Origin of the sequence: Salsuginibacillus kocurii DSM 18087, from assembly GCF_000377705.1 — a bacterium.
Classification (GTDB): Bacteria; Bacillota; Bacilli; order Bacillales; family Marinococcaceae; genus Salsuginibacillus; species Salsuginibacillus kocurii.
Window position 1 is genome coordinate 77,384 of sequence record NZ_KB898624.1, and the last position, 20,600, is coordinate 97,983.

23 protein-coding genes are annotated in these 20,600 nt (G+C 43.1%); all 23 read left to right on the plus strand.

All coding sequences use genetic code 11. The annotated features are described in order from the left end of the window. Positions 1 to 12 precede the first annotated feature (12 nt). The gene (sleB, locus tag D469_RS0104680) at positions 13 to 1,017 is read left to right on the plus strand and encodes a spore cortex-lytic enzyme (protein WP_018922213.1); all 1,005 of its coding nucleotides are present in this window, start codon (positions 13 to 15) and stop codon (positions 1,015 to 1,017) included. Between the two features lie 15 nt (positions 1,018 to 1,032). Next, positions 1,033 to 2,391, plus strand: a complete 1,359-nt coding sequence (gene ypeB, locus D469_RS0104685; protein WP_018922214.1) for a germination protein YpeB — start codon at positions 1,033 to 1,035, stop codon at positions 2,389 to 2,391. Between the two features lie 113 nt (positions 2,392 to 2,504). Beyond that, positions 2,505 to 3,191 (plus strand): flagellar brake protein, encoded by a 687-nt coding sequence (locus tag D469_RS0104690; protein WP_018922215.1) that lies wholly within the window; start codon positions 2,505 to 2,507, stop codon positions 3,189 to 3,191. A gap of 112 nt (positions 3,192 to 3,303) precedes the next feature. Continuing rightward, positions 3,304 to 3,981 (plus strand): (d)CMP kinase, encoded by a 678-nt coding sequence (cmk, locus tag D469_RS0104695; RefSeq protein WP_018922216.1) that lies wholly within the window; start codon positions 3,304 to 3,306, stop codon positions 3,979 to 3,981. Next, positions 3,978 to 4,565 (plus strand): lysophospholipid acyltransferase family protein, encoded by a 588-nt coding sequence (locus D469_RS0104700; RefSeq protein WP_018922217.1) that lies wholly within the window; start codon positions 3,978 to 3,980, stop codon positions 4,563 to 4,565. The genes cmk and D469_RS0104700 overlap by 4 nt, the downstream gene beginning before the upstream one ends. Before the next feature lie 105 nt (positions 4,566 to 4,670). After that, complete coding sequence (gene rpsA / locus D469_RS0104705) at positions 4,671 to 5,825, plus strand: 30S ribosomal protein S1 (protein ID WP_018922218.1); 1,155 nt, start codon at positions 4,671 to 4,673, stop codon at positions 5,823 to 5,825. 13 nt (positions 5,826 to 5,838) lie between these two features. After that, positions 5,839 to 6,903 (plus strand): type 2 isopentenyl-diphosphate Delta-isomerase, encoded by a 1,065-nt coding sequence (gene fni / locus D469_RS0104710; protein ID WP_018922219.1) that lies wholly within the window; start codon positions 5,839 to 5,841, stop codon positions 6,901 to 6,903. 69 nt (positions 6,904 to 6,972) lie between these two features. After that, positions 6,973 to 7,587, plus strand: coding sequence for a YphA family membrane protein (locus D469_RS0104715; RefSeq protein ID WP_018922220.1), 615 nt, complete (start codon positions 6,973 to 6,975; stop codon positions 7,585 to 7,587). Between the two features lie 94 nt (positions 7,588 to 7,681). Continuing rightward, positions 7,682 to 8,995 carry a ribosome biogenesis GTPase Der gene (gene der / locus D469_RS0104720; RefSeq protein ID WP_018922221.1) on the plus strand — a complete coding sequence of 438 codons (1,314 nt, stop codon included), beginning with the start codon at positions 7,682 to 7,684 and terminating at the stop codon, positions 8,993 to 8,995. A gap of 123 nt (positions 8,996 to 9,118) precedes the next feature. Beyond that, on the plus strand, positions 9,119 to 9,763 hold the full coding sequence (gene plsY / locus D469_RS0104725; RefSeq protein ID WP_018922222.1) for a glycerol-3-phosphate 1-O-acyltransferase PlsY: 645 nt from the start codon (positions 9,119 to 9,121) through the stop codon (positions 9,761 to 9,763). A 15-nt stretch (positions 9,764 to 9,778) separates the two neighbouring features. Further along, on the plus strand, positions 9,779 to 10,840 hold the full coding sequence (locus D469_RS0104730; protein WP_018922223.1) for an NAD(P)H-dependent glycerol-3-phosphate dehydrogenase: 1,062 nt from the start codon (positions 9,779 to 9,781) through the stop codon (positions 10,838 to 10,840). A gap of 72 nt (positions 10,841 to 10,912) precedes the next feature. Continuing rightward, complete coding sequence (locus tag D469_RS0104735; RefSeq protein ID WP_040606531.1) at positions 10,913 to 11,188, plus strand: stage VI sporulation protein F; 276 nt, start codon at positions 10,913 to 10,915, stop codon at positions 11,186 to 11,188. A gap of 200 nt (positions 11,189 to 11,388) precedes the next feature. Further along, entirely contained in the window at positions 11,389 to 11,604 is a 216-nt protein-coding gene (locus D469_RS0104740; RefSeq protein WP_018922225.1) for a DUF2768 domain-containing protein, read from the plus strand. A gap of 65 nt (positions 11,605 to 11,669) precedes the next feature. Beyond that, positions 11,670 to 12,398: a hypothetical protein gene (locus tag D469_RS0104745; RefSeq protein ID WP_018922226.1), complete on the plus strand. Its 729-nt coding sequence runs from the start codon at positions 11,670 to 11,672 to the stop codon at positions 12,396 to 12,398. A 511-nt stretch (positions 12,399 to 12,909) separates the two neighbouring features. Then, positions 12,910 to 14,391 (plus strand): stage IV sporulation protein A, encoded by a 1,482-nt coding sequence (spoIVA, locus tag D469_RS0104750; RefSeq protein ID WP_018922227.1) that lies wholly within the window; start codon positions 12,910 to 12,912, stop codon positions 14,389 to 14,391. 193 nt (positions 14,392 to 14,584) lie between these two features. Further along, a complete protein-coding gene (gene folE / locus D469_RS0104760; protein WP_420834849.1) occupies positions 14,585 to 15,163 on the plus strand; it encodes a GTP cyclohydrolase I FolE in 579 nt (192 codons plus the stop codon). A gap of 29 nt (positions 15,164 to 15,192) precedes the next feature. Beyond that, entirely contained in the window at positions 15,193 to 15,411 is a 219-nt protein-coding gene (gene mtrB, locus D469_RS0104765) for a trp RNA-binding attenuation protein MtrB (protein WP_018922230.1), read from the plus strand. A 293-nt stretch (positions 15,412 to 15,704) separates the two neighbouring features. Next, the gene (locus D469_RS0104775; RefSeq protein WP_018922232.1) at positions 15,705 to 16,487 is read left to right on the plus strand and encodes a heptaprenyl diphosphate synthase component 1; all 783 of its coding nucleotides are present in this window, start codon (positions 15,705 to 15,707) and stop codon (positions 16,485 to 16,487) included. Between the two features lie 7 nt (positions 16,488 to 16,494). Next, positions 16,495 to 17,208: a demethylmenaquinone methyltransferase gene (locus tag D469_RS0104780; protein ID WP_018922233.1), complete on the plus strand. Its 714-nt coding sequence runs from the start codon at positions 16,495 to 16,497 to the stop codon at positions 17,206 to 17,208. Positions 17,209 to 17,235: 27 nt separating this feature from the next. Further along, positions 17,236 to 18,099, plus strand: coding sequence for a UbiA-like polyprenyltransferase (locus D469_RS0104785; protein ID WP_018922234.1), 864 nt, complete (start codon positions 17,236 to 17,238; stop codon positions 18,097 to 18,099). Continuing rightward, on the plus strand, positions 18,096 to 18,701 hold the full coding sequence (locus tag D469_RS0104790) for a UbiX family flavin prenyltransferase (RefSeq protein ID WP_018922235.1): 606 nt from the start codon (positions 18,096 to 18,098) through the stop codon (positions 18,699 to 18,701). Before D469_RS0104785 ends, D469_RS0104790 begins: the two co-directional genes overlap by 4 nt. After that, a complete protein-coding gene (locus tag D469_RS19640) occupies positions 18,698 to 19,561 on the plus strand; it encodes a menaquinone biosynthetic enzyme MqnA/MqnD family protein (RefSeq protein ID WP_018922236.1) in 864 nt (287 codons plus the stop codon). Before D469_RS0104790 ends, D469_RS19640 begins: the two co-directional genes overlap by 4 nt. An 11-nt stretch (positions 19,562 to 19,572) precedes the next feature. Then, positions 19,573 to 20,544, plus strand: coding sequence for a heptaprenyl diphosphate synthase component II (gene hepT / locus D469_RS0104800; protein WP_018922237.1), 972 nt, complete (start codon positions 19,573 to 19,575; stop codon positions 20,542 to 20,544). Positions 20,545 to 20,600 lie beyond the last annotated feature (56 nt).

A 20,600-nucleotide genomic window follows, 5' to 3' on the forward strand; every position in this document is an offset into this window, starting at 1 on the left:
GGAGGTTCATTTATGCCGCAACAAACAAAGAAAAAGCTTCTCATTTGGCTTGGCGTACTGTTTATTGTTTTTCATTCCCATCCAGGAATTGAAAAAGCTGAAGCCTTTTCCGACCAAATTATTCAAAGAGGAGCAACTGGAGATGATGTTGTCGAGTTGCAAGCACGTCTCCAATATAATGGCTTCTTTGATGGAACGATAGATGGTGTTTTTGGATGGAGCACTTATTGGTCGGTTCGAGACTTTCAGGACGAATTTGGACTAGAAATCGATGGTTTAGTTGGTGGCAAAATGAAGGACATGCTAGCACGTTCGACTGAGTACAATGAGGAGTTTGTGAAGCAGGCACTTGAAGAAGGGAAAGACTTTACTCATTATGGAGGCGTACCATTAGAGCAACAAAAGGGCCCAAAAGAAGGGGAGCAGGCACCAGCCGATGAAGCTCCACCAGAACAAGCTCCTGAGGCAGAAGAGGGGGCACCAGCTCCAGAAGAAGGAGAGGAAGCTCCACCAGCTGGAGAAGAACCACCTGCGCCAGAAGGAGAGGAAGAAGCTCCAGAGCCTGAAGCAGAGGAAGACGTACCAGAAGCTGGCGATGAAGAACCTGGAGAACAGGGGAACGAAGCAAATATTCAAAAAGCAACAAACGTCCCTGATGGCTATTCTGAAAATGACATCCAAATTATGTCAAACGCTGTTCATGGTGAAGCTCGGGGCGAACCTTACACAGGAAAAGTAGCTGTGGCTGCTGTTATTATCAACCGGGTGAACAGTGAAACCTTTCCAAATACTGTGAACGGAGTTATATTTGAACCGCTTGCATTTACAGCTGTAGCAGATGGACAAATCTGGATGGAGCCTGATGAAGAGTCCCGAAAAGCTGTACTTGATGCGATAAATGGTCAGGACCCTTCAGGCGGGGCAGAATATTACTTTAACCCAGATACTGCTACTTCAGATTGGATTTGGTCCAGGCCACAACGAAAACGAATCGGAAAGCATGTATTTATGGATTAATGAGGAGGTGAGCTGATGATTCGGTATGTGATTATCGGAGCATTGTCGATTCTTTTAATAGCAACTGGCTGGATTGCCATCCAGGAAAACAATCAAAAAAATGCGTACGCTATGCAGCAAGAAAATAATTATTACAGAGCATTTAACGATTTTGCTTATCATGTTGATCAGTTAGAAGATGAACTGTCTCAAGCATTGGCTATGAACAATCCAGAATCATTATCTGGTTCCTTGTCAGACGTATGGAGGGTGACCGCCCAGGCCAATAGTGAAATGGGGCAATTGCCACTTGGAATGATCCCTGTTGAGGAGACAGAGCAGTTTTTGCACCAAGTCGGAGATTTTAGTTATCAAGCTGCGGTCAAAGATCGAGATGGCGGAGAGCTAGATGAAGATGAGGAAGAAAAGCTTGAACAATATCATAAACAGGCAAAAGAACTTAAACATGAGATAAGAGAACTCCAGGCAAAAGCATTGGATGAAGAAATCAGCTGGCTAGAGTTAGAAGAAGAGCTCGTAGCAGCTAAACAACCAGGTGAAGGGACAATGGTTGATGGAATGACTGAGATTGATGAAAAGGTTAAAGGTTACTCAGAAGCTGATGCCGGACCGGACCATCCATTTGGTGGTGAAGAAGAGACTGACCTGGCTGAAGTTATAGAAGATGAAGAGCCTGTATCAGAAGAAGAAGCGATCGACCGTGCGTTGAACCTTTTAAACCTTCCAGATGAAACTCCAGCAAAAGCCAGTGAACTCGGCGAAGGCTCTGATTACGAAGGGTATCAGATTGAAATTGCCGACCCGCAAGGAGAGCCAAATTACATGGTAGAAATGACAAAACGTGGAGGGCACCCGGTCTGGTTTATGCAGGACCGTCCTATTAATGAACCTGAAATCAGCCTTCATGAAGGTTCGGAGCAGGCGAAACAATTCTTAGAAGATGCTGGAGTCGAAGATATGGACCTGGTGGACAGCAAGCAATATGACACCATCGGCTTATATAAATTCGTGCCAGTAGAAGATGAAGTTAGGCTCTATACTGATGAAATTACAATAGAAACAGCTCTGGATGATGGAGATATAGTAGCAATGCAAGCTCTTGACTATTTAACTAACCACAATAATCGTGATGATTTTGATACTGACCCTGAACTATCTGAAGATGAAGCACGCGAATCAGTGAAAAAGCAGGTGGATATTAAAGAAACGCACCTGGCTCTAACTGAATCAGAAAAAGGGGAAGAAGTGCTATGCTATGAATTTTATGGTGTGCGCGGTGATGACTCTTACCGAATCTACATTAATGCTGAAAGCGGAGAAGAAGAACGAGTAGATAAATTACCGGAAGCTGAACCAGTTTATGATGTAGATTAATCATTTTAATGGGTGAAGAAGCTGTAAAAAGCTTCTTCTTTTTTTATTTTCATGCGATAATAAAAAGAAAAAACACAGTAAGTAAAACCTGTAGGAGAGAAAGGGGGATTAAAATGATCGATATTGGCGAATCAATCTTTTTAGAATTGCCGGCTGATAAGCTACGGACGGAAGAAAATATAGATGCTGAAAGTCAGCAGTACCGCTCTCGTTTAGTAGATCGCGCAAATGAACAACTTATGATTGATTATCCTGTACATGAAAAAACAGGAAAGCAAAGTTTTTTCTTGGATGGTACAGAATTTGTTGCTTGGTTTGTCGGCAAAGATCAAGCGGTGTACTCGTTCAATACAGAAATTATCAGTCGCAAAAAAGGTAAAATTCCGATGCTGGTCCTTAAAGACCCCGGCAAAGAACACTATTTCCGTACGCAGCGGAGGAATTATGTCCGCGTTGATACATCGTTGGATGTTGCTGTACACCCGCTGCAAACTCAATCTTCCCCTTTTGTAACAGAAACGATTGATATAAGTGGCGGCGGAATGCAGATCCGTCTTCCGAAAAAGCATAATATCCCTAAGGAAGGAAGGCTGCAGGCATGGATTGCTTTACACTTACCTTCCGGACACATTCAATATATTCAGACTGAGTGTGAAATCGTCCGGTTATTTCAAAAACCCTCCGATCCAAGAGAGAGACTTTCACTTAAATTTATACAAATTGAGGAAGAAGACCGGCAAAACATTATCCGTTTTTGCTTTGAACAACAATTGCTGTTACGACGCGGCAAAAATAGTTGATCAAAGTTGTGTACAGGCCTGTGGTATGGTAATGTGTGACTGTAAACATAGGCATATAGGCTGTCAAAGGATAGCCAAAATACATATTTGCGTGTTGGAGTAGAGGTGAGCCATGGAGACACTTAGTATAGCGATTGATGGTCCGGCTGGTGCAGGGAAAAGCACAGTAGCAAAAAAAGTGGCCATCCTTGAAAACTTTTTGTATATTGATACAGGGGCCATGTACCGGGCCTTGACATGGAAAGCAATTGATGAAAACGTTGACTTATCAAATGGAAAAGAACTAAAAAAGTGCCTTGAACAGATGGAATTGCAGCTTGTAGAAAAGAATGACCAGCTGCAGGTGCTTGTTGACGGCAAGGATGTTTCAGAATTGATTCGCAGTCAAAACGTCACTGACCATGTCTCTGAGGTTAGTGCTCATAAAGAAGTTCGTGAACCGATGGTTGAAAAGCAAAGAGAGCTAGCCGAAGGGAATCATGCGGTGCTCGATGGCAGAGACATAGGAAGTTATGTTCTCCCAAATGCTTCTGTGAAAATTTTCTTAACAGCTTCGGTTAATGAACGTGCCAATCGCCGCCATGTAGAAAATACTGAATTAGGAAGCCCTTCCGATTTGGAAGAAATTAAAGCATCTATTCGCAAGAGGGATGAAATGGATGCCACTCGGGAACTGGCGCCACTCATTAAAGCTGAAGACGCTATAGAGATCGATACAACGAATTTCACCTCAGATGAAGTCGTCGAACAAGTTCGGTCCCTCATTAGAAAACGGGTGATCGACTCATGAACTTCTATAAAATTGGCCAATTTTTATGCAGAGTGTTTTTTCGAACCGCTTTTAGGGTAAAGGTAGAAGGAGAAGAAAACATTCCTGCCACTGGACCTGTACTTGTTTGTTCCAATCACATTAGTAATATGGACCCTCCTGCGGTAGGAGCATTTATACAACGGGAATTAAGGTTTATGGCAAAAGAAGAACTGTTCCGTTTTAAACCGCTCGGGGTGATTTTAAAATCAGTCGGTGCCTTTTCTATTAAGCGTGGAGGAGGAGACCGGCAGGCTTTAAAAGATGGCATTAAAATGCTGAAGGAAGAGCAAGCTTTAATGATTTTTCCAGAAGGAACTAGAAGCAAGACCGGAGAATTAGGAAAGGGGATGGCAGGAGCAGGCTTCTTTGCACTACGCAGTCACGCTGTGGTGGTTCCCTGTTATGTGCATGGTCCCTACCGGTTATTTCGCACTGTCCGGGTGGAGTTTGGACCTCCTATCCCTGAGAATGAACTTTACGGTGAAAAGCTGTCTTCTCAGGAGCTGACAGATATCATCATGAAGCACATAGCCATGCTTAAAGAAAACAAGACGCAAGTGTAAGCCTGGATGTTAAGAACTGTATAAACTTTTTCTTGCTTCTGGCAAGAAGGTTTGTATAAATTTAAAAGTTTTGTTCCTTTGAGAGCAGGTAAGGAGGCAATGTCAATGGTTGATGAAATGAATGAAGAAATGGCAGACATGCAAGATTTTCAAGTGGGCGATCTCGTTACAGCTACTGTAACGAAAATCGAAGAGAAACAGGCCTATGTAGATGCTGGATATAAGGTGGATGGTGTGATTCCAATCAGTGAATTATCTAGCCTGCATGTGGAAAAAGTAAGTGATGTAATTAATGAAGGTGATGAAGTTGAATTAAAAGTTATAAAAGCAGAAGATGATGAACTTGTTCTTTCACGCCGGGGAGCGCGTGCAGATAAAGCTTGGAATGAGTTAAAAGAAAAATATGAAAACAGTGAAATTATCGAAGCAGAAGTTGCCGAAGTGGTAAAGGGCGGCCTGGTCGTTGATCTAGGCGTAAGAGGCTTTATACCAGCTTCTTTAGTAGAAAGACACTTCGTCGAAGACTTCTCCGATTATCTTGGCCGTACACTAAGGTTAAAAGTGGTAGAACTCGACCCAGCAGAGAACAAGCTTATTCTTTCGCAGCGGGCGGTTCTTGATGAAGAAGCGAATCAAGAAAAAACTAAAGTGTTAGAAGCGCTTGAAGTAGGAGACACCGTTGAAGGAAACGTTCAACGTTTAACGGATTTTGGTGCATTTGTTGATATTGGAGGAGTGGACGGCCTGGTTCACATCTCTCAAATGGCCCACCATCGTGTGGAATCCCCAGGTGAGATCGTTAATGAAGGGGACACTGTGAATGTGAAGATATTGGCAGTTGACCCAGATAATGAACGAATTTCTTTATCAATTAAAGATACTCTTCCGGGGCCTTGGACCACGATTGAAGGCCAAATCGAGCCTGGCGATGTTTTGGATGGACAAGTTAAACGCTTAGTTTCCTTCGGTGCATTTGTTGAAGTTGCTCCTGGGGTGGAAGGTCTTGTCCATATTTCACAAATAGCCAACCGTCACATCGGCACGCCAGATGAAGTATTGGAAGAAAACCAGCAGGTTAAAGTAAAAGTGCTGGACATCAACCCTTCCGAACAGCGAATTTCATTAAGCATTCGTGAACTTGAAGATGAAACGAAACCGGATGCCAAAGTACAAAAAGAATACGAGGCACCTGAAGAAGATCATGGCAGTTTCTCAGTTGGAGACATGATTGGTGATCAGTTGAAAAAATATCGAGACTAAGGCGGTAGAGAGCATGAGTCGGGCTGAACGCAAACGAGCACACATTGAACATGCATTGGAAACAGGATTTGTTGGAGGCAATGGATTGGACGATGTTCAGTTTGTGCATAATAGTCTGCCTGAAACGTCTCTTTCTCAAACGAAACTTGATACAACGATCGGCGAACTTCCTTTAAGTTCGCCGATCGTTATTAATGCAATGACAGGTGGAGGCGGACAGGAGACAAAAGAAATAAACGGGGCACTGGCAAGAGCTTGTGCTAAAACAAATACAGCGCTGGCAGTTGGTTCGCAGATGGCAGCGCTAAAAGATCCAAATGAAAAGACCACTTACGAAACTGTACGAAGCAACCATCCAAATGGCACTATTTTTGCAAACTTGGGCAATGAAGCTGACGTGGAACAAGCTAAACAAGCTGTAGAAATGATTGAAGCCGACGCCTTACAAATTCATCTTAACCCCATCCAGGAACTAGTTATGCCAGAAGGGGACCGTGATTTTACGGGTACGCTTACAAGGCTGGAACAAATAGTGACGAAAATTGAAGTTCCACTAATCGTAAAAGAGGTTGGTTTTGGCCTCTCATATGAAACAGTACGGCAGTTACACACTATTGGTGTTCAAACTGTGGATACAGGTGGACGGGGAGGAACAAACTTTTCTAAAATCGAAAACAAACGCCGGGATAATCCCTTAGCTTTTTTTGATAGATGGGGGCTCAGTACTGCTGTTTCACTATGTGAAGCGCTCGAAGCCATGCCAAAAGGGGATGTCATTGCTTCTGGAGGAATACGAGGTCCAGAAGATATAGCCAAAGCCTTAGCGCTTGGAGCTAGTGCGTGCGGATTAGCGGGGCAGATGTTGCTCGTATTAAAGGAAGAAGGGGAAGACGGTGTCGTAGCTTGGATTGAAGAGACGATTAATATTTTGAGGGTTATTATGACCGCTCTAGGGGTAAGTACAATTCAAGAATTACAGCAGGTACCTCTTGTTATACAGGGAAATACGAAGGAGTGGTTGCTGGACCGGGAATTTTGGTCTAACAGCTATCAACGCCGCACCCGACTATCCATCTAGTCGGGTTGTTTTTTATCTCCTTTGGCTATAATGGGTATTACAGGAAATTGAGCCAGAGGAGGAGTAACGGTGCTGGAAGTCTATGGAGGCTTGTGGTTTTTTTGGTTAGTGATCACTTTTTTTTGGAGAAAAACAAAGTTACGGGTACAGGCAGCCGCTATCGTACTTATCTTAATCTCTTTAACGGACATTTTTATTACGTTTGGGGTATATTCAATTAACATGTTTTGGCTGGCAGTGGTGGCATTGAGTGCTTGCTGGCTATCAAACCATACATGGAAGAAGCGCTTGTACATCATTGTATATACGTTGACAGCTGCGATGTTATATACGAGCTTGCACCTCATGAAATGGTATCAGCCGGTTGTTTTTTTTATTGATAAAACGTGGATTATTGCACTTGCCGTTACGCTGTTGATTAGCTATGGTTTTTCCAGTTGGGAAAATAAAGTACTGGTGGCGGGACTGGGGTTATCATGGGGAGAGTGGTTGACCCAGCTTACTCTGTTTAGATTTCAGCAGGAGTTTTTAGCAGGGAGTGAGAGTTATAAGACTATTCTTATGTTATCGTTATTTGTGTTGGCGGCTGCTTGGCTCCTCTATAAGCTTATTCGTATGCTTTATCGGAAGGTTTCAATCTCTTCTGCACATCCCCCGTTAGCAGAAAAAAAGTTCCCTTTTTAGTAACTTTTTAAAAGTAAGGGTTTCGTTAGACAAGAAAGCAAGATATAGTAACTACAGACTTGTTCGATTTAGGAAAGAAAGGTTGCGAATAAAGATGACAAAGCCAACAGTTGCAATCGTTGGAAGACCTAATGTAGGAAAATCGACGGTTTTTAACCGAATTATAGGCGAACGAATGGCTATAGTAGAAGACGTGCCTGGGGTTACCCGGGACCGCATATATGGCACGACAGAATGGCTGAACCGGGAATTTCATTTAATTGATACCGGGGGGATAGACCTCGGCGACCAACCATTACTTGAAGAAATGAGGCAACAAGCTGAGCTGGCGATTGATGAAGCAGAAGCTATACTTTTCATTGTCAATGGCAGAGAAGGACTCACAGGAGCGGATGAAGAAGTAGCTCGCATTTTATTTCGGTCAAAGAAACCAGTGGTCATTGGAGTTAACAAATTAGATAACCCTGATATGGCGAGCATGATGTATGAATTTTATTCTTTAGGTATTGGCGATCCAGTGGCCATCTCGGGTTCACATGGAATTGGTTTTGGTGATTTGCTGGATGAAATGGTGAAGCATCTTCCTGACGAAAAAGAAGATGATTATGAACCAGAAACGATCCGTCTTTCTGCTATTGGCAGGCCTAACGTAGGAAAATCTTCGCTCGTTAATGCGATTCTAGGGGAAGAACGAGTGATTGTAAGTGATATCCCCGGTACGACCAGAGATGCAGTAGATACACCTTTCAGCCGCGAGGATCAGAATTATGTGTTAATTGATACGGCTGGTATGCGAAAAAGAGGGAAAGTATACGAGAACACAGAAAAGTACAGTGTGATGCGCGCGATGAAAGCAATGGAACGTTCAGACATTGTGTTAGTTGTCATTGACGGCGAGCAAGGGATCATCGAGCAGGATAAAAAAGTAGCAGGCTACGCTCATGATGCTGGCAGAGGGATAGTCATTGTAGTAAACAAGTGGGATGCTGTAGAAAAAGATGACCGAACGATGAAAGAATTCACCGACAAGATTCGCCAAGAGTTTCAATTTTTATCGTATGCCCCCATTATTTTTCTATCTGCTAAAACAGGCAGCCGTGTGCGCCATTTACTGCCAAAAGTCCAGCAAGTGGCAGAAAATCATGAAATGCGTGTTCCTACCCATGTCTTAAATGAAGTCATTAGTGATGCGGTAGCCATGAACCCTGCTCCTTCTGATAAAGGCAGAAAACTACGAGTTAATTATATTACACAAGTCGCAAGTGCGCCGCCTACATTTACAGTATTCATGAATGACCCGGAATTGTTTCATTTTTCCTATGAACGCTTTTTGGAAAATAGACTTCGCGAAGCTTTTTCATTTGAAGGCACACCACTCCGGCTCTTGGCTAGAAAGAAAAGAGATTAATGTGCCGGGATCTCAGATGAACCGTAGCAAAAGGTAGCATTTCTTAAGGGGAAGGAAATGCCTGTGCCGTCTTACTTGTGACGAATGGTATGATTATGTTTAAAAAAGGGGGAAGGGGACGACTTGGATGTCTTACTGTCTATACTGACCGCTTATTTACTGGGGTCGGTTAGTTTTAGTTATGTGATAGCGAAAAAAGTAAAAAAGATTGATATACGCCAGCATGGGAGTGGGAATGCCGGAGCGACCAACACCCTGAGAGTATTAGGGAAAGGGCCGGCCATTCTTGTTTTGGCTCTCGATATATTGAAAGGCATTTTTGCGGTATTCATAGCTCATTTTTTAGAAACAATTGATGTGCTGCCTACCCTTTTTCCGGCCATTGCTACTGACGGGCTGGCTCCAGCTCTTGCAGGATTGGCGGCCATCTTAGGGCATAACTGGCCGATTTATTATGGGTTTAAAGGTGGGAAGGGGGTAGCAACAACGGTCGGAGTGATAGCAAGTTTAATCTTTTTTCCGGCGATTTATATAGGAATTATAGCTATTTTACTTATCATAGCTACCCGCTATGTTTCCCTTGGTTCTCTTGTGTTTGCCGTCTTTACTCCACCGCTTGTCTGGTTTACTTTAGACCATTATAATCATCCAGAACCCTACTTTTATCTTGCATTAGCTGTGGGGATCCTTTCTGTTTACCAGCATCGGACCAATATTTCACGGCTTTGGCAAGGAACGGAAAGCAAAATTGGAGAGAAAAAAACATAAAGGAGGGTTAACAACATGTCTACAAAAGTTGCAGTCATAGGTGCAGGGAGTTGGGGGACAGCTCTTGCACTAGTGTTAGCTGATAATAATTATGATGTTCGCCTGTGGTCAAGGCGAACAGAACACGCAGAAGCGATGCAGAACGACAGAGAGAACAAAGCGTATTTAGCAGGTTGTTCCTTTTCTGATAATATTGTTTCTACAGCTGACATGAGTGTGGCGTTAGCGGGCGTCGATGTTGTAGTCATTGTTGTACCAACAAAAGGTATCCGGGAAACTGTGCGGCAAATCGATGCTGCCTTAACGACTAAGCCTTTGTTTATCCATGCTACCAAAGGGATTGAACCAGCATCTTATAAGCGAATTTCAGAAATGATTCAAGAAGAAGCCTCTTCCGCTAACTATCTTGATATTTGTGTGTTATCTGGACCGAGTCATGCTGAAGAAGTAGGTATGCGCCAGCCAACAACGGTTACGGTCGCTGCAAATCATGCTCAATATGCGGGCATGGCCCAGAATCTATTTATGAACCAGAACTTTAGAGTCTACACGAACCCTGATTTAATTGGGGTTGAACTTGGCGGTGCTTTAAAAAATATTATTGCCCTTGGTGTAGGTGTAACAGACGGGCTCGGTTTTGGCGATAATGCAAAAGCAGCTCTTATGACAAGAGGACTAGCTGAGATTGCCAGACTTGGCGAAAAGTTAGGAGCGCAGCCGAAAACATTTTCTGGGCTGGCTGGGCTTGGTGATTTAATTGTTACGTGTACAAGTACACATAGCCGCAATTTTCGTTGTGGGCGTATGTTAGGTAATGGAGCCAGCCTTGATAAAGTATTAGATGAAATGGGGATGGTAGTGGAAGGGGTTCGCACAACCGAAGCGGTAACAGGCATAGCCCGTGACCATGAAGTAGACATGCCAATAACGAATATGCTTGCGGACGTTTTATTTTCTGATACTTCAGCAGAAGAAGCAGTCGAAAAATTAATGGGGCGCGTGCGGAAAAATGAAGTGGAAGACCCTTCTCCTTTTTCATTTGGCCAAGTTGTGGACCAAGATTCTATCGATTCGTAAACTGGCGCATTGTTCATTCACTCTTTCCTAGACTGTGCATATACTACGATTGACTCTAGGGAAAAGGGAGGAATGGCTGTGGACCACCGCCAGGACGGTTCTTTTTTTGACCAGGTGCAGAAACAGACAAATGTAGGTCAACAAGATTTAATGCAACTTGCGCAATTGGTTGAACAAGCAGACTTAAAGGATGAAACCTCCGTTCGCCAGTTAATTCGACAGGTTGCTCAGACAGCAAATGTGCAGGTATCTCGAGAAAAGGAAGAGCAATTGGTCAAAGCAATTGTAAACGATGAGGTACCGATGGACTTTGCCACCTTAGGGCAATTATTTGGCAACCAAGGTTAATAGCTATAAACTGAAAGCGAATTTCCAAAGAAGGCCGGAAAGCCAATTTAGCTTTTCGGTTTTTTCCTTGTTTATGACACGTCCCTCATCAGGACAAGTCATTTCTATTTTTACAAGTCTTCGTTTGTTCACTGCTCCGCCCTGTTTTCTGATTCTTAGGATGTGCTATAATAGTTCGCGAAGAATAGGAGGGATTTTTGTTGGGTTTAGATCCTCTTCAAAGTATGTGGGTATCATTTATTGGATTAGGTTTAATGTTCGTTTCGGTTGTTCTAGCCATTATTAGTAGGGAAAAGCTAAACGGCATTTTCCGTTTTATAGGACTGGCTTTTTCTTTTATTTGCCTCTCGGTTGCTGGGATCATTGTCCTGTTAATTGTGCTGCAAGGTCCGACCGCTGAAGCATTTACCGGCTGAGTTGAATAACAGAAAAGTAATGATATGAATAGCCAAAGCGGCTATAATGAACGGAGTGTGAAATTATGGGGAAAAGAATACTTTTCTTACTCTTTCTCCCTCTTCTGTTAACAGGCTGCCTATATCCAGGGAGCGGTGCAGAGAATCAAGAAACGTATGATGATCAGCTGGCAGCTGTACAAGCTGGGGTAGATCAGTTCCAAGAAGACCAAGACATTCTGCCGCTCGCTAACCGGGATGCAGATACACCGAAATATGAACGGTACGTTATAGATTTTAGCAGACTGGTTCCCCGCTATATGCAGGAACCACCTCCAAATTCATTTGAAAATGGTGGCAGTTATCAATATGTACTGGTAGATGTAGAAGAAAATCCGGAAGTCAAGGTCCTCGATTTAACTATAATGCCTGAACTCCAACGGTTTGAGCAGGCAGTGAATAGTTATATTGCTTCTAATGGATTTGCTCCAGTAGAGGAACCGAAAGGCCATGGCATTTTCACAGTCGATGAAGAGCGTTTGGATTATGATGGGGATATGACGGTTGAAAGCCCCTACTTTCAAACCGAGCTGCCTTTACTTATTAATGAGCAAGGTCAAGTAGTCGTCGATTATAGCCTGGATATTAAACAAGTTATGAACGATATGGATGAAGAGCCAGACAGAGACCAAGATTTACGGGAACTGTTAATTGATGAATACCCGATTGTTCCGGCCTTTTCTGTTCCGTACAAACTAGATGAAGAAGGTGAGCCTGTCATCGACGAGCCTGAAGAGATTGGGGAAATTTCATAACAAATCTAATATATATGCGGTTTATTTAATGAAAACGGCCTACATTTTAGGTCGTTTTTTTATCTGGACCAGAATTCCATATAAATGAGGGGGATAAAGAGAGAGCAAGTTATTTAGTTATGTTCGCACATGTTTTTTGGTTGTTTAGAAGCTCCATCTATTCCCAGTCCGCGTCCGCCAGAGCAAATGCAAACAATGCCCCTTCCTTTTAAAAGAGCACTCTTCTTGGAGAAAGGCTAGGTTCCTCCACTCCAGCGTGAAAAAGGGCAGCTGAAGCTCTCGCACGGTAGGTTTTCCCCGAGTAGGGTAAGAAGCATTATTCGGACGTCTGCCTGTCGCAAACTGAAAGAGCCGCCCCAATATTTAAAAAAGCTGAATCCCTCCTCTACCAAAGATTTCTTACGATTCTGTTGTTCTCATTTTTTATTTCTAGTCATAATGTATGGACAACGTCATAGGTTTTAATGTGCGGCATGTTTGTGGAATCAGGTGATCAAGAGGAGGGGACGTCTTGGAAAAGGTTGATGTCTTTAAAGATATTGCAGAGCGTACGGATGGAGATATCTATCTAGGTGTCGTAGGCGCTGTGCGAACAGGTAAGTCGACGTTTATTAAAAAATTTATGGAACTGGTAGTTTTACCGCAAATGGAAAGTGAAGCAGAACGGATGCGCACACAGGATGAATTACCACAAAGTGCAGCTGGAAAAACGATTATGACGACAGAGCCCAAGTTTGTCCCAAACCAAGCCGTAGGGTTAGAAGTTGAAGAAGGCCTTGATGTTAATGTCAGGCTTGTTGATTGTGTCGGTTATGCAGTCCCAGGGGCCAAAGGGTATGAAGATGAGAATGGACCGCGCATGATTCATACACCGTGGTATGAAGAGGCTATTCCCTTTCAGGAAGCGGCAGAAATCGGAACTCGAAAAGTAATACAAGAACATTCAACGTTAGGTGTTGCTGTTACTTCTGATGGGACGATTGGCGACATTCCCCGCGAGGATTATACAGAGGCGGAAGAACGTGTTGTTGAAGAGTTAAAAGAAGTAGGGAAACCCTTCATTTTAATTGTAAATACGGTACGTCCTCATGACCCTGGAACAGAGTCGTTGAGAGAAGAGCTTGCTGACAAATATGATATTCCAGTCCTTGCCATGAGTATTGAAAGTATGACCGAGCACGATATACATGCTGTACTGCGTGAAGTGCTGTATGAATTCCCTGTTCATGAAGTAAACGTGAACCTGCCCAGCTGGGTAATGGTGCTTCGGGAAGAACATTGGCTGCGTCAAGAATATGAAGAATCGGTGCGCTCCACTGTAAAAGATATTAAACGACTGCGTGATGTGAACCGAGTGGTGCACCAATTCGCAAGCGGCTATGAATGTATAGAAGGAGCACAATTAGCAGGAATTGAAATGGGGCAAGGAATTGCTGATATCGATTTATACGCGCCGGATGATTTGTATGACCGCATCTTAAAAGAAGTCGTCGGCGTCGATATTCGCGGTAAGGACCATCTCCTGCAATTGATGCAAGAGTTTGCCCATGCGAAAGATGAATATGACCAAGTGGCCGATGCTTTGAAGATGGTCAAGCAAACTGGCTATGGTATAGCAGCTCCAACGATTACAGATATGAGTCTCGATGAGCCGGAAATTATTAAACAAGGCTCAAGGTTTGGTGTGCGCTTAAAAGCTGTAGCCCCTTCCATTCACATGATTAAAGTGGATGTAGAATCAGAATTTGCTCCGATTATTGGTACTGAAAAACAGAGTGAAGAGCTTGTCCGTTATTTGATGCAGGACTTTGAAGAGAATCCGTTGTCAATTTGGGAATCGGACATTTTTGGCCGTTCGTTAAATTCTATTGTGCGCGAAGGTATACAGGCTAAGTTATCGCTTATGCCGGAAAATGCCCGTTACAAGCTTAAAGAAACACTAGAGCGGATGATAAACGAAGGGTCGGGCGGTCTTATTGCCATTATTTTATAACCTCCTCCGCGGGGGTTTTATTTTTTGGCTTGATGGTATGATTAATCTGGTAGCAGAAGATTAATAAAAGGAAAAACTTAGGGGCCATAAATGGGTGGCTGCTAAGTTTTTTTTATTTCTTCCTCCTTTCTTTTGCTTTATACAAAGTGGCTGTGCTAAAATTTTGTCGACTGATTTATCGTGGAAACGGAGGATGAAGCCATTGAGTAGCTTTGATCATAAAAAAATTGAAGAAGCAGTTCGGTTAATTTTAGAAGGGGTAGGGGAAGACCCGGACCGCGAAGGCCTGCTCGATACCCCTAAACGTGTCGCCAAAATGTACGAAGAAGTTTTTTCAGGATTGAATGAAGACCCTGAGGAGCATTTAAATACTGTGTTTGGCGAAGACCATGAAGAATTGGTGCTGGTTAAAGATATCCCCTTTTATTCTATGTGTGAGCATCATCTGGTACCGTTCTTTGGGAAAGCCCATGTCGGTTACATCCCAAAAGGTGGTCATGTAACAGGTCTTAGCAAGCTTGCCCGCACGGTAGAAACGGTTACCCGCCGCCCGCAGCTGCAGGAAAGAATTACTTCTACGATCGCGAACACGCTTGTTGATATTTTACACCCTCACGGGGTGATGATTGTAGTAGAAGCTGAGCATATGTGCATGACTATGAGAGGGATAAAGAAACCTGGAGCTATGACAGTGACGTCAGCCGTAAGAGGCACTTTTGAAAGTGACGCTGCGGCTCGCTCAGAAGTTTTATCCTTGATTGAGAAACAGTAAAGAGAGTAGCAGAGGAGAGGAGACTTAGCATGAGTGCAGACCAAGACTTTTTTGTAATCAAAGCAAAAGAAGACGGTGTTAATGTGATTGGGTTAACAAGGGGAACAGACACGCGTTTTCATCATTCAGAGAAGCTAGATAAAGGTGAAGTCATGATTGCCCAGTTCACAGAACATACCTCAGCGGTGAAAGTACGAGGAAATGCAGTTATTCAGACCAGTCATGGGGAAGTAAACACAGAAGATTAACGTGTCCAGCAAGAATGCAATCCGAGGGGAAAATGTACCCGCCAAAAGCGAACCGTATGAGCCATCAGCAGAAGGGAACCAGGTGCATGCAGCTAAGCGCTTGAGAAATGGTGGTAAGGCTCAAAGAGGAGCTTCCCATTTATGGGCGAGCTCCTTTCATCTGTGAAACAAACTCAAAAATGTTCGAAAGTCTACATATTTCGGCCTGTATCTATCCTGTGATATAATATGTAATGATCTTACGTGTAATGAGAAAGTGAAGACTTATGCCATTTGTTTGGAGGCAAGTGAAGATGTCAAATGAAGAAAGTGTTTTCGAGCACTTGTCAGAGATAGAAGACCAGTTTCGATCGTTGTGCCATCATCCATATGTAGCAAGGCATATTGAAGAACCTGAAGCAGATCGCGACCACATTATTTTTTTAGCAGATATCATTCAAACGCCGAGCATGGATTATAAGGAGAAAGAAGAACGTATTTTGTCGGCCTTGCTCGTTCAAGCTGCCTTGGATAGTCATGAACAAGTCGAATTAACTGCTGCTACTACTGATCAAATGAGAAAGAACCGACAGCTTACAGTTTTGGCAGGCGATTATTTTAGCAGCTTGTATTTTCACTTTTTAGCTAAATTAAAAGACACAAGAGTCGTGCGGGTTTTTAGTCATTCCATTCAGCGTATTAACGAACAAAAAATGCGCCTCCATCAAAAGGAAGATGTAACATTGAACGGGCTAGTAAACTGTATAAAAGAAACAGAAGCAGGTCTGCTCGTTAACCTGTCGCATTATTACGATCGTGAATCGATTGGTTGTTTGGCTTCTTTATATTTTGGCTTAAAGAAAGTAAAAGAAACGAAGAAAATGAAAAGAACCGGCGAAAGCTCTCCCCTTCTTGAGGCAGTGACCTCCAGGGATGAAGCAGCTAAGGAAAGCCCTACCTTACTGCAACTTGAGGAACGTTTTGAAAAGGATTTAGAAGAAATGGTAATAAAGCATCAGTTCTTGCTCTCTCCCATTTTAAAGCAACGAATTGAGAATATATTAAACGGAGAAAGCCCGCTGATTGAGAAAGGGTGAGAGGGACATGCTTACCAAAAAAGAAGAGCGCGTACACCGTGTGTTTGAATCGATTTCAACAAGATATGATTCCATGAACAGCATCATCAGCTTTAACCGTCATAAAGCGTGGCGAAAGCATACGACAAAGCACATGAATTTTAAACAAGGCCAAGCTGCACTTGATGTGTGTTGTGGGACTGGTGATTGGACATTAGCCCTGGCAAATATGGCTGGACCAACCGGGCGTGTCACAGGGCTCGATTTCTCCGAAAATATGCTTGAGGTTGGACGCGAAAAAATCAAGGCGGCAGAAATGGAGAACGTTGAAATGATCGCTGGGAATGCCATGGAACTTCCATTTGAGAATGATTCTTTTGAGGCTGTTACGATCGGCTTCGGTCTTCGGAATGTGCCGGATCGCAAGCAAGTATTAAAAGAGATGTACCGCGTCTTGAAGCCCGGGGGCGAACTAGTGTGTCTGGAAACCTCACACCCAGAAGGAAGGCTTTTTAAGCCTCTCTATTATTTTTATTTCAAGCGTATTATGCCGATTTTTGGGAAAATATTTGCTAAAAGTTATGAAGAATACAGCTGGTTGCAAGAGTCAACAATGACCTTTCCAACGAAAGCTGAGCTGGCAGCAGAATTAAAGAGTGCTGGTTATGAAGAAATAAGATGGTTTTCTTATTCGCAAGGGGTGGCAGCCACACATATAGGATATAAGCCAATCGAAGAATAGGTGTTACAACTGGGAGTTGAACGAACGGTGTTAAACAAACTAAAAATCATTTTAGAAATGATTAAATTTGAACATACAGTATTTGCTTTGCCTTTTGCATACTTAGGGGCACTTTTAGGAAGTTTGACGGTGAATGGCACTTGGCCGCCGCTTATGGACTGGGTATGGATCACCCTTGCTATGGTCGGGGCGAGAAGTGCAGCGATGAGTTTGAACCGAGTCATTGATGCTCGAATTGATAAAGTTAACCCACGGACTGCAGAAAGAGCGATTCCAGCTGGTTTGATTTCAAAAGTTGAAACGACTGCTTTTATAATCGGTTCATTTTTGCTGCTGTTTATTTCTGCATTTCAGCTTAACAGCCTGGCAGTTAGTTTGCTGCCTTTAGCCGTGTTCTTTTTAGTTATTTATTCATATACGAAACGATTCACCTGGGCTTGTCATCTTGTCTTAGGCATAACAATAGCAATCGCACCGCTTGGAGGTTGGGTAGGTACTACCGGCGGTTTACATCTAGAAGCATTTTTACTTTTTATCGGGGTGGCTTTTTGGACAGCCGGTTTTGATGTGATTTATGCTACGCAGGATGCTGAACATGACCGTGCAGTTGGTTTATATTCGATTCCTAGCAGGTTTGGAATACCAAATGCATTGTGGATTGCTAAAGCTTTTCATATCATAACATTTGTGGCACTAGTGTCTTTAGCCCTTCTTTCTCCATTGGGGTGGTTATTTTTGGCAGGTGTGGTAATTGCAGGAGCAATTATGGTTTATGAACACTCGTTGGTAGCTCCAGATGATCTTTCAAAAGTGAATGTCGCGTTTTTTACAATGAACGGCATCATGAGTGTAAGTATGTTCTTGTTTACGATTGGAGACGTGCTTGTATGACGGAGGAAACAAAGATTTACTCGGTAGGAATTACAGGGGCAAGCGGTGCGATTTATGGCGTGCGTTTGACAGAAGAACTGCTTGAGCTTGGTTATACAGTACATCTTTTAATCACGGGTGCCGGCTGGCAAGTGTTTAGGGAAGAGTTAAACATGGATATTAATCAGCCCGAGCTGTGTATTAGCACGTTATTTCCAGAGCGCAATGGAACGTTGTACGTGCATGGTTTACAAGAGTTCACAGCTCCCGTCGCGAGCGGTTCTTATCGAAATGATGGCATGGTTGTTATTCCATGTTCCATGGGAACGTTATCAAAAATCGCCCACAGCCATTCCGGCAGTCTAGTCGAACGAACAGCTGATGTGATGTTAAAAGAAAAACGCCCACTCATTCTTGTGCCGCGCGAGACACCGCTGCATCGTATCCATTTAGAGAATATGCTTCGGGTCAGTGATGCAGGTGGTTCGATTGTTCCAGCCATGCCGGGTTATTATCATCACCCACAGACAATGGATGATCTTGTTAACTTTGTAGTAGGGAAAGTACTTGATCATATGAACGTGCCACACCAGCTCTTTACCCGATGGGGGGATCAATCGTGAGTATTGTAATCGGTGAAATTTCTTACACAAACACGCTGCCTTTTTTCCATTATCTTGACCGTGATCGTCTGGAAAGGATCGGCTGCTCTTTTGTACCGAGCATTCCCTCCATGTTAAATGAAAGTATGAGAAAAGGGACGATTGACGCTGGAGCGATTTCTTCTTTTGCATATGCCCGCTCACCTGAGAAGTTTTGGTTAATGCCGGATGTTTCTGTTTCATCGCATGGCCAAGTGTCTTCGATCCTGTTTTTTTCTCATGTTCGAGTTGAAGAGCTGGAAGGAAAGAACGTTGCGCTTACTACGAGTTCAGCAACATCCGTTCATTTGCTTCGTATTTTACTTAGTCAGCGCTTTGGCTTAAAAGATATTACGTATACTCCGGTCTTTCCTGACTTTGAAAACATGAAAGCAAACTTTGATGCGTTTCTTTTAATCGGTGACGATGCTATTCATTCTGCTTGGGAAGGGGACACCGGCTCCTTGTATATTTATGATTTAGGCAGCTGGTGGTACGAATGGAGTAAAAAGGCAATGACCTACGCGGTATTTGCTATTCGCTCCGAAGCTGTAAAACAAAGCCCTGAAGCAGTTGAAGCATTTTATGAAGAGGTGCTGACAAGCTATCAAAAAGCAAGCAGTGACAGCTTTCGCGCACTTAGCCAGGATGTTAGCAGAGCTCATGGGGGTACTGAAGAATTTTGGAAGAAGTATTTTAATCAATTGACGTTTGCATTTGGCCCAGAAGAACGGATCGGGCTGCTTAAATATTATCAAGCTGCTTTCGAAGAAGCTTACATTCCGAAGGCTGTACAGGAACTTGCCATTATTGATTTTGATGGTCAACATTCGTTAAGTTAAGGGTGGTCAGCATGAAGTTAGCCGATTTATACCTCTATTTACAATCAGATATCCAAAAAATAGAAAAAGAACTTGAGCGCTCGGTGCAGGCTGATCATCCTGTTCTACGTGATGCTTCTGTGAACTTGCTTAAAGCAGGCGGCAAACGGATTAGACCTGTTTTTGTTCTGCTTGCTGCTCAGTTTGGGGACTATGATATACATCGTATTAAGCATATCGCTGTGCCGCTTGAATTAATTCATATGGCGTCGCTAGTACATGACGATGTGATTGATGATTCCAAGTTAAGACGTGGCCGCGAGACGATTAAATCAAAATATGATAATCGGGTAGCAATGTATACAGGTGATTACATTTTTGCTAAAGCAGTCGAGCAAACTGCTTATTTTGATGATCCAGATATTCATTTTGTCATCTCGCACGCGATTATGGAAATGTGCATTGGCGAAATTGAACAAATCCGCGATCAATATAGCTGGAACCAAAATTTGCGTATGTATTTACGAAGAATCAAACGCAAAACAGCTCTTTTGATAGCTGTGAGCTGCCAACTTGGTGCAATGGCTGCAGGAGCTTCAAAACACGAACAACGTTTGCTTTATGATTTTGGGTATAACGTGGGCATGGCTTTTCAAATTACTGATGATATTTTAGATTTTATCGGTACAGAAGAGGAATTGGGTAAACCGGCTGGTGGAGATCTGCTGCAAGGGAATGTTACTATTCCTGCGTTATATGCAATGCATGAAAAGCCAGACATCTTTACTCAAATTCATGAAACATTTGCAGACGACGTACCTGATCACGACCAATTAGGACAGTTACTTGCAGCTGTCAATGAAAGTGGGGGCATTCCATTTGCAAAAAGTCTGAGTGATCGGTACTTAAATCGAGCTTACCATGCACTCGAAAAGCTTCCTGAAAGTGAAGCACGCATGTCTCTTACTAATATTGCCCGCTACATTGGAAAACGTAATCATTAAAAGAGAAGAAGTGGCTGTTAGGCGCTTTTCTCTTTCCACTTTTACGTAAGCGGTTG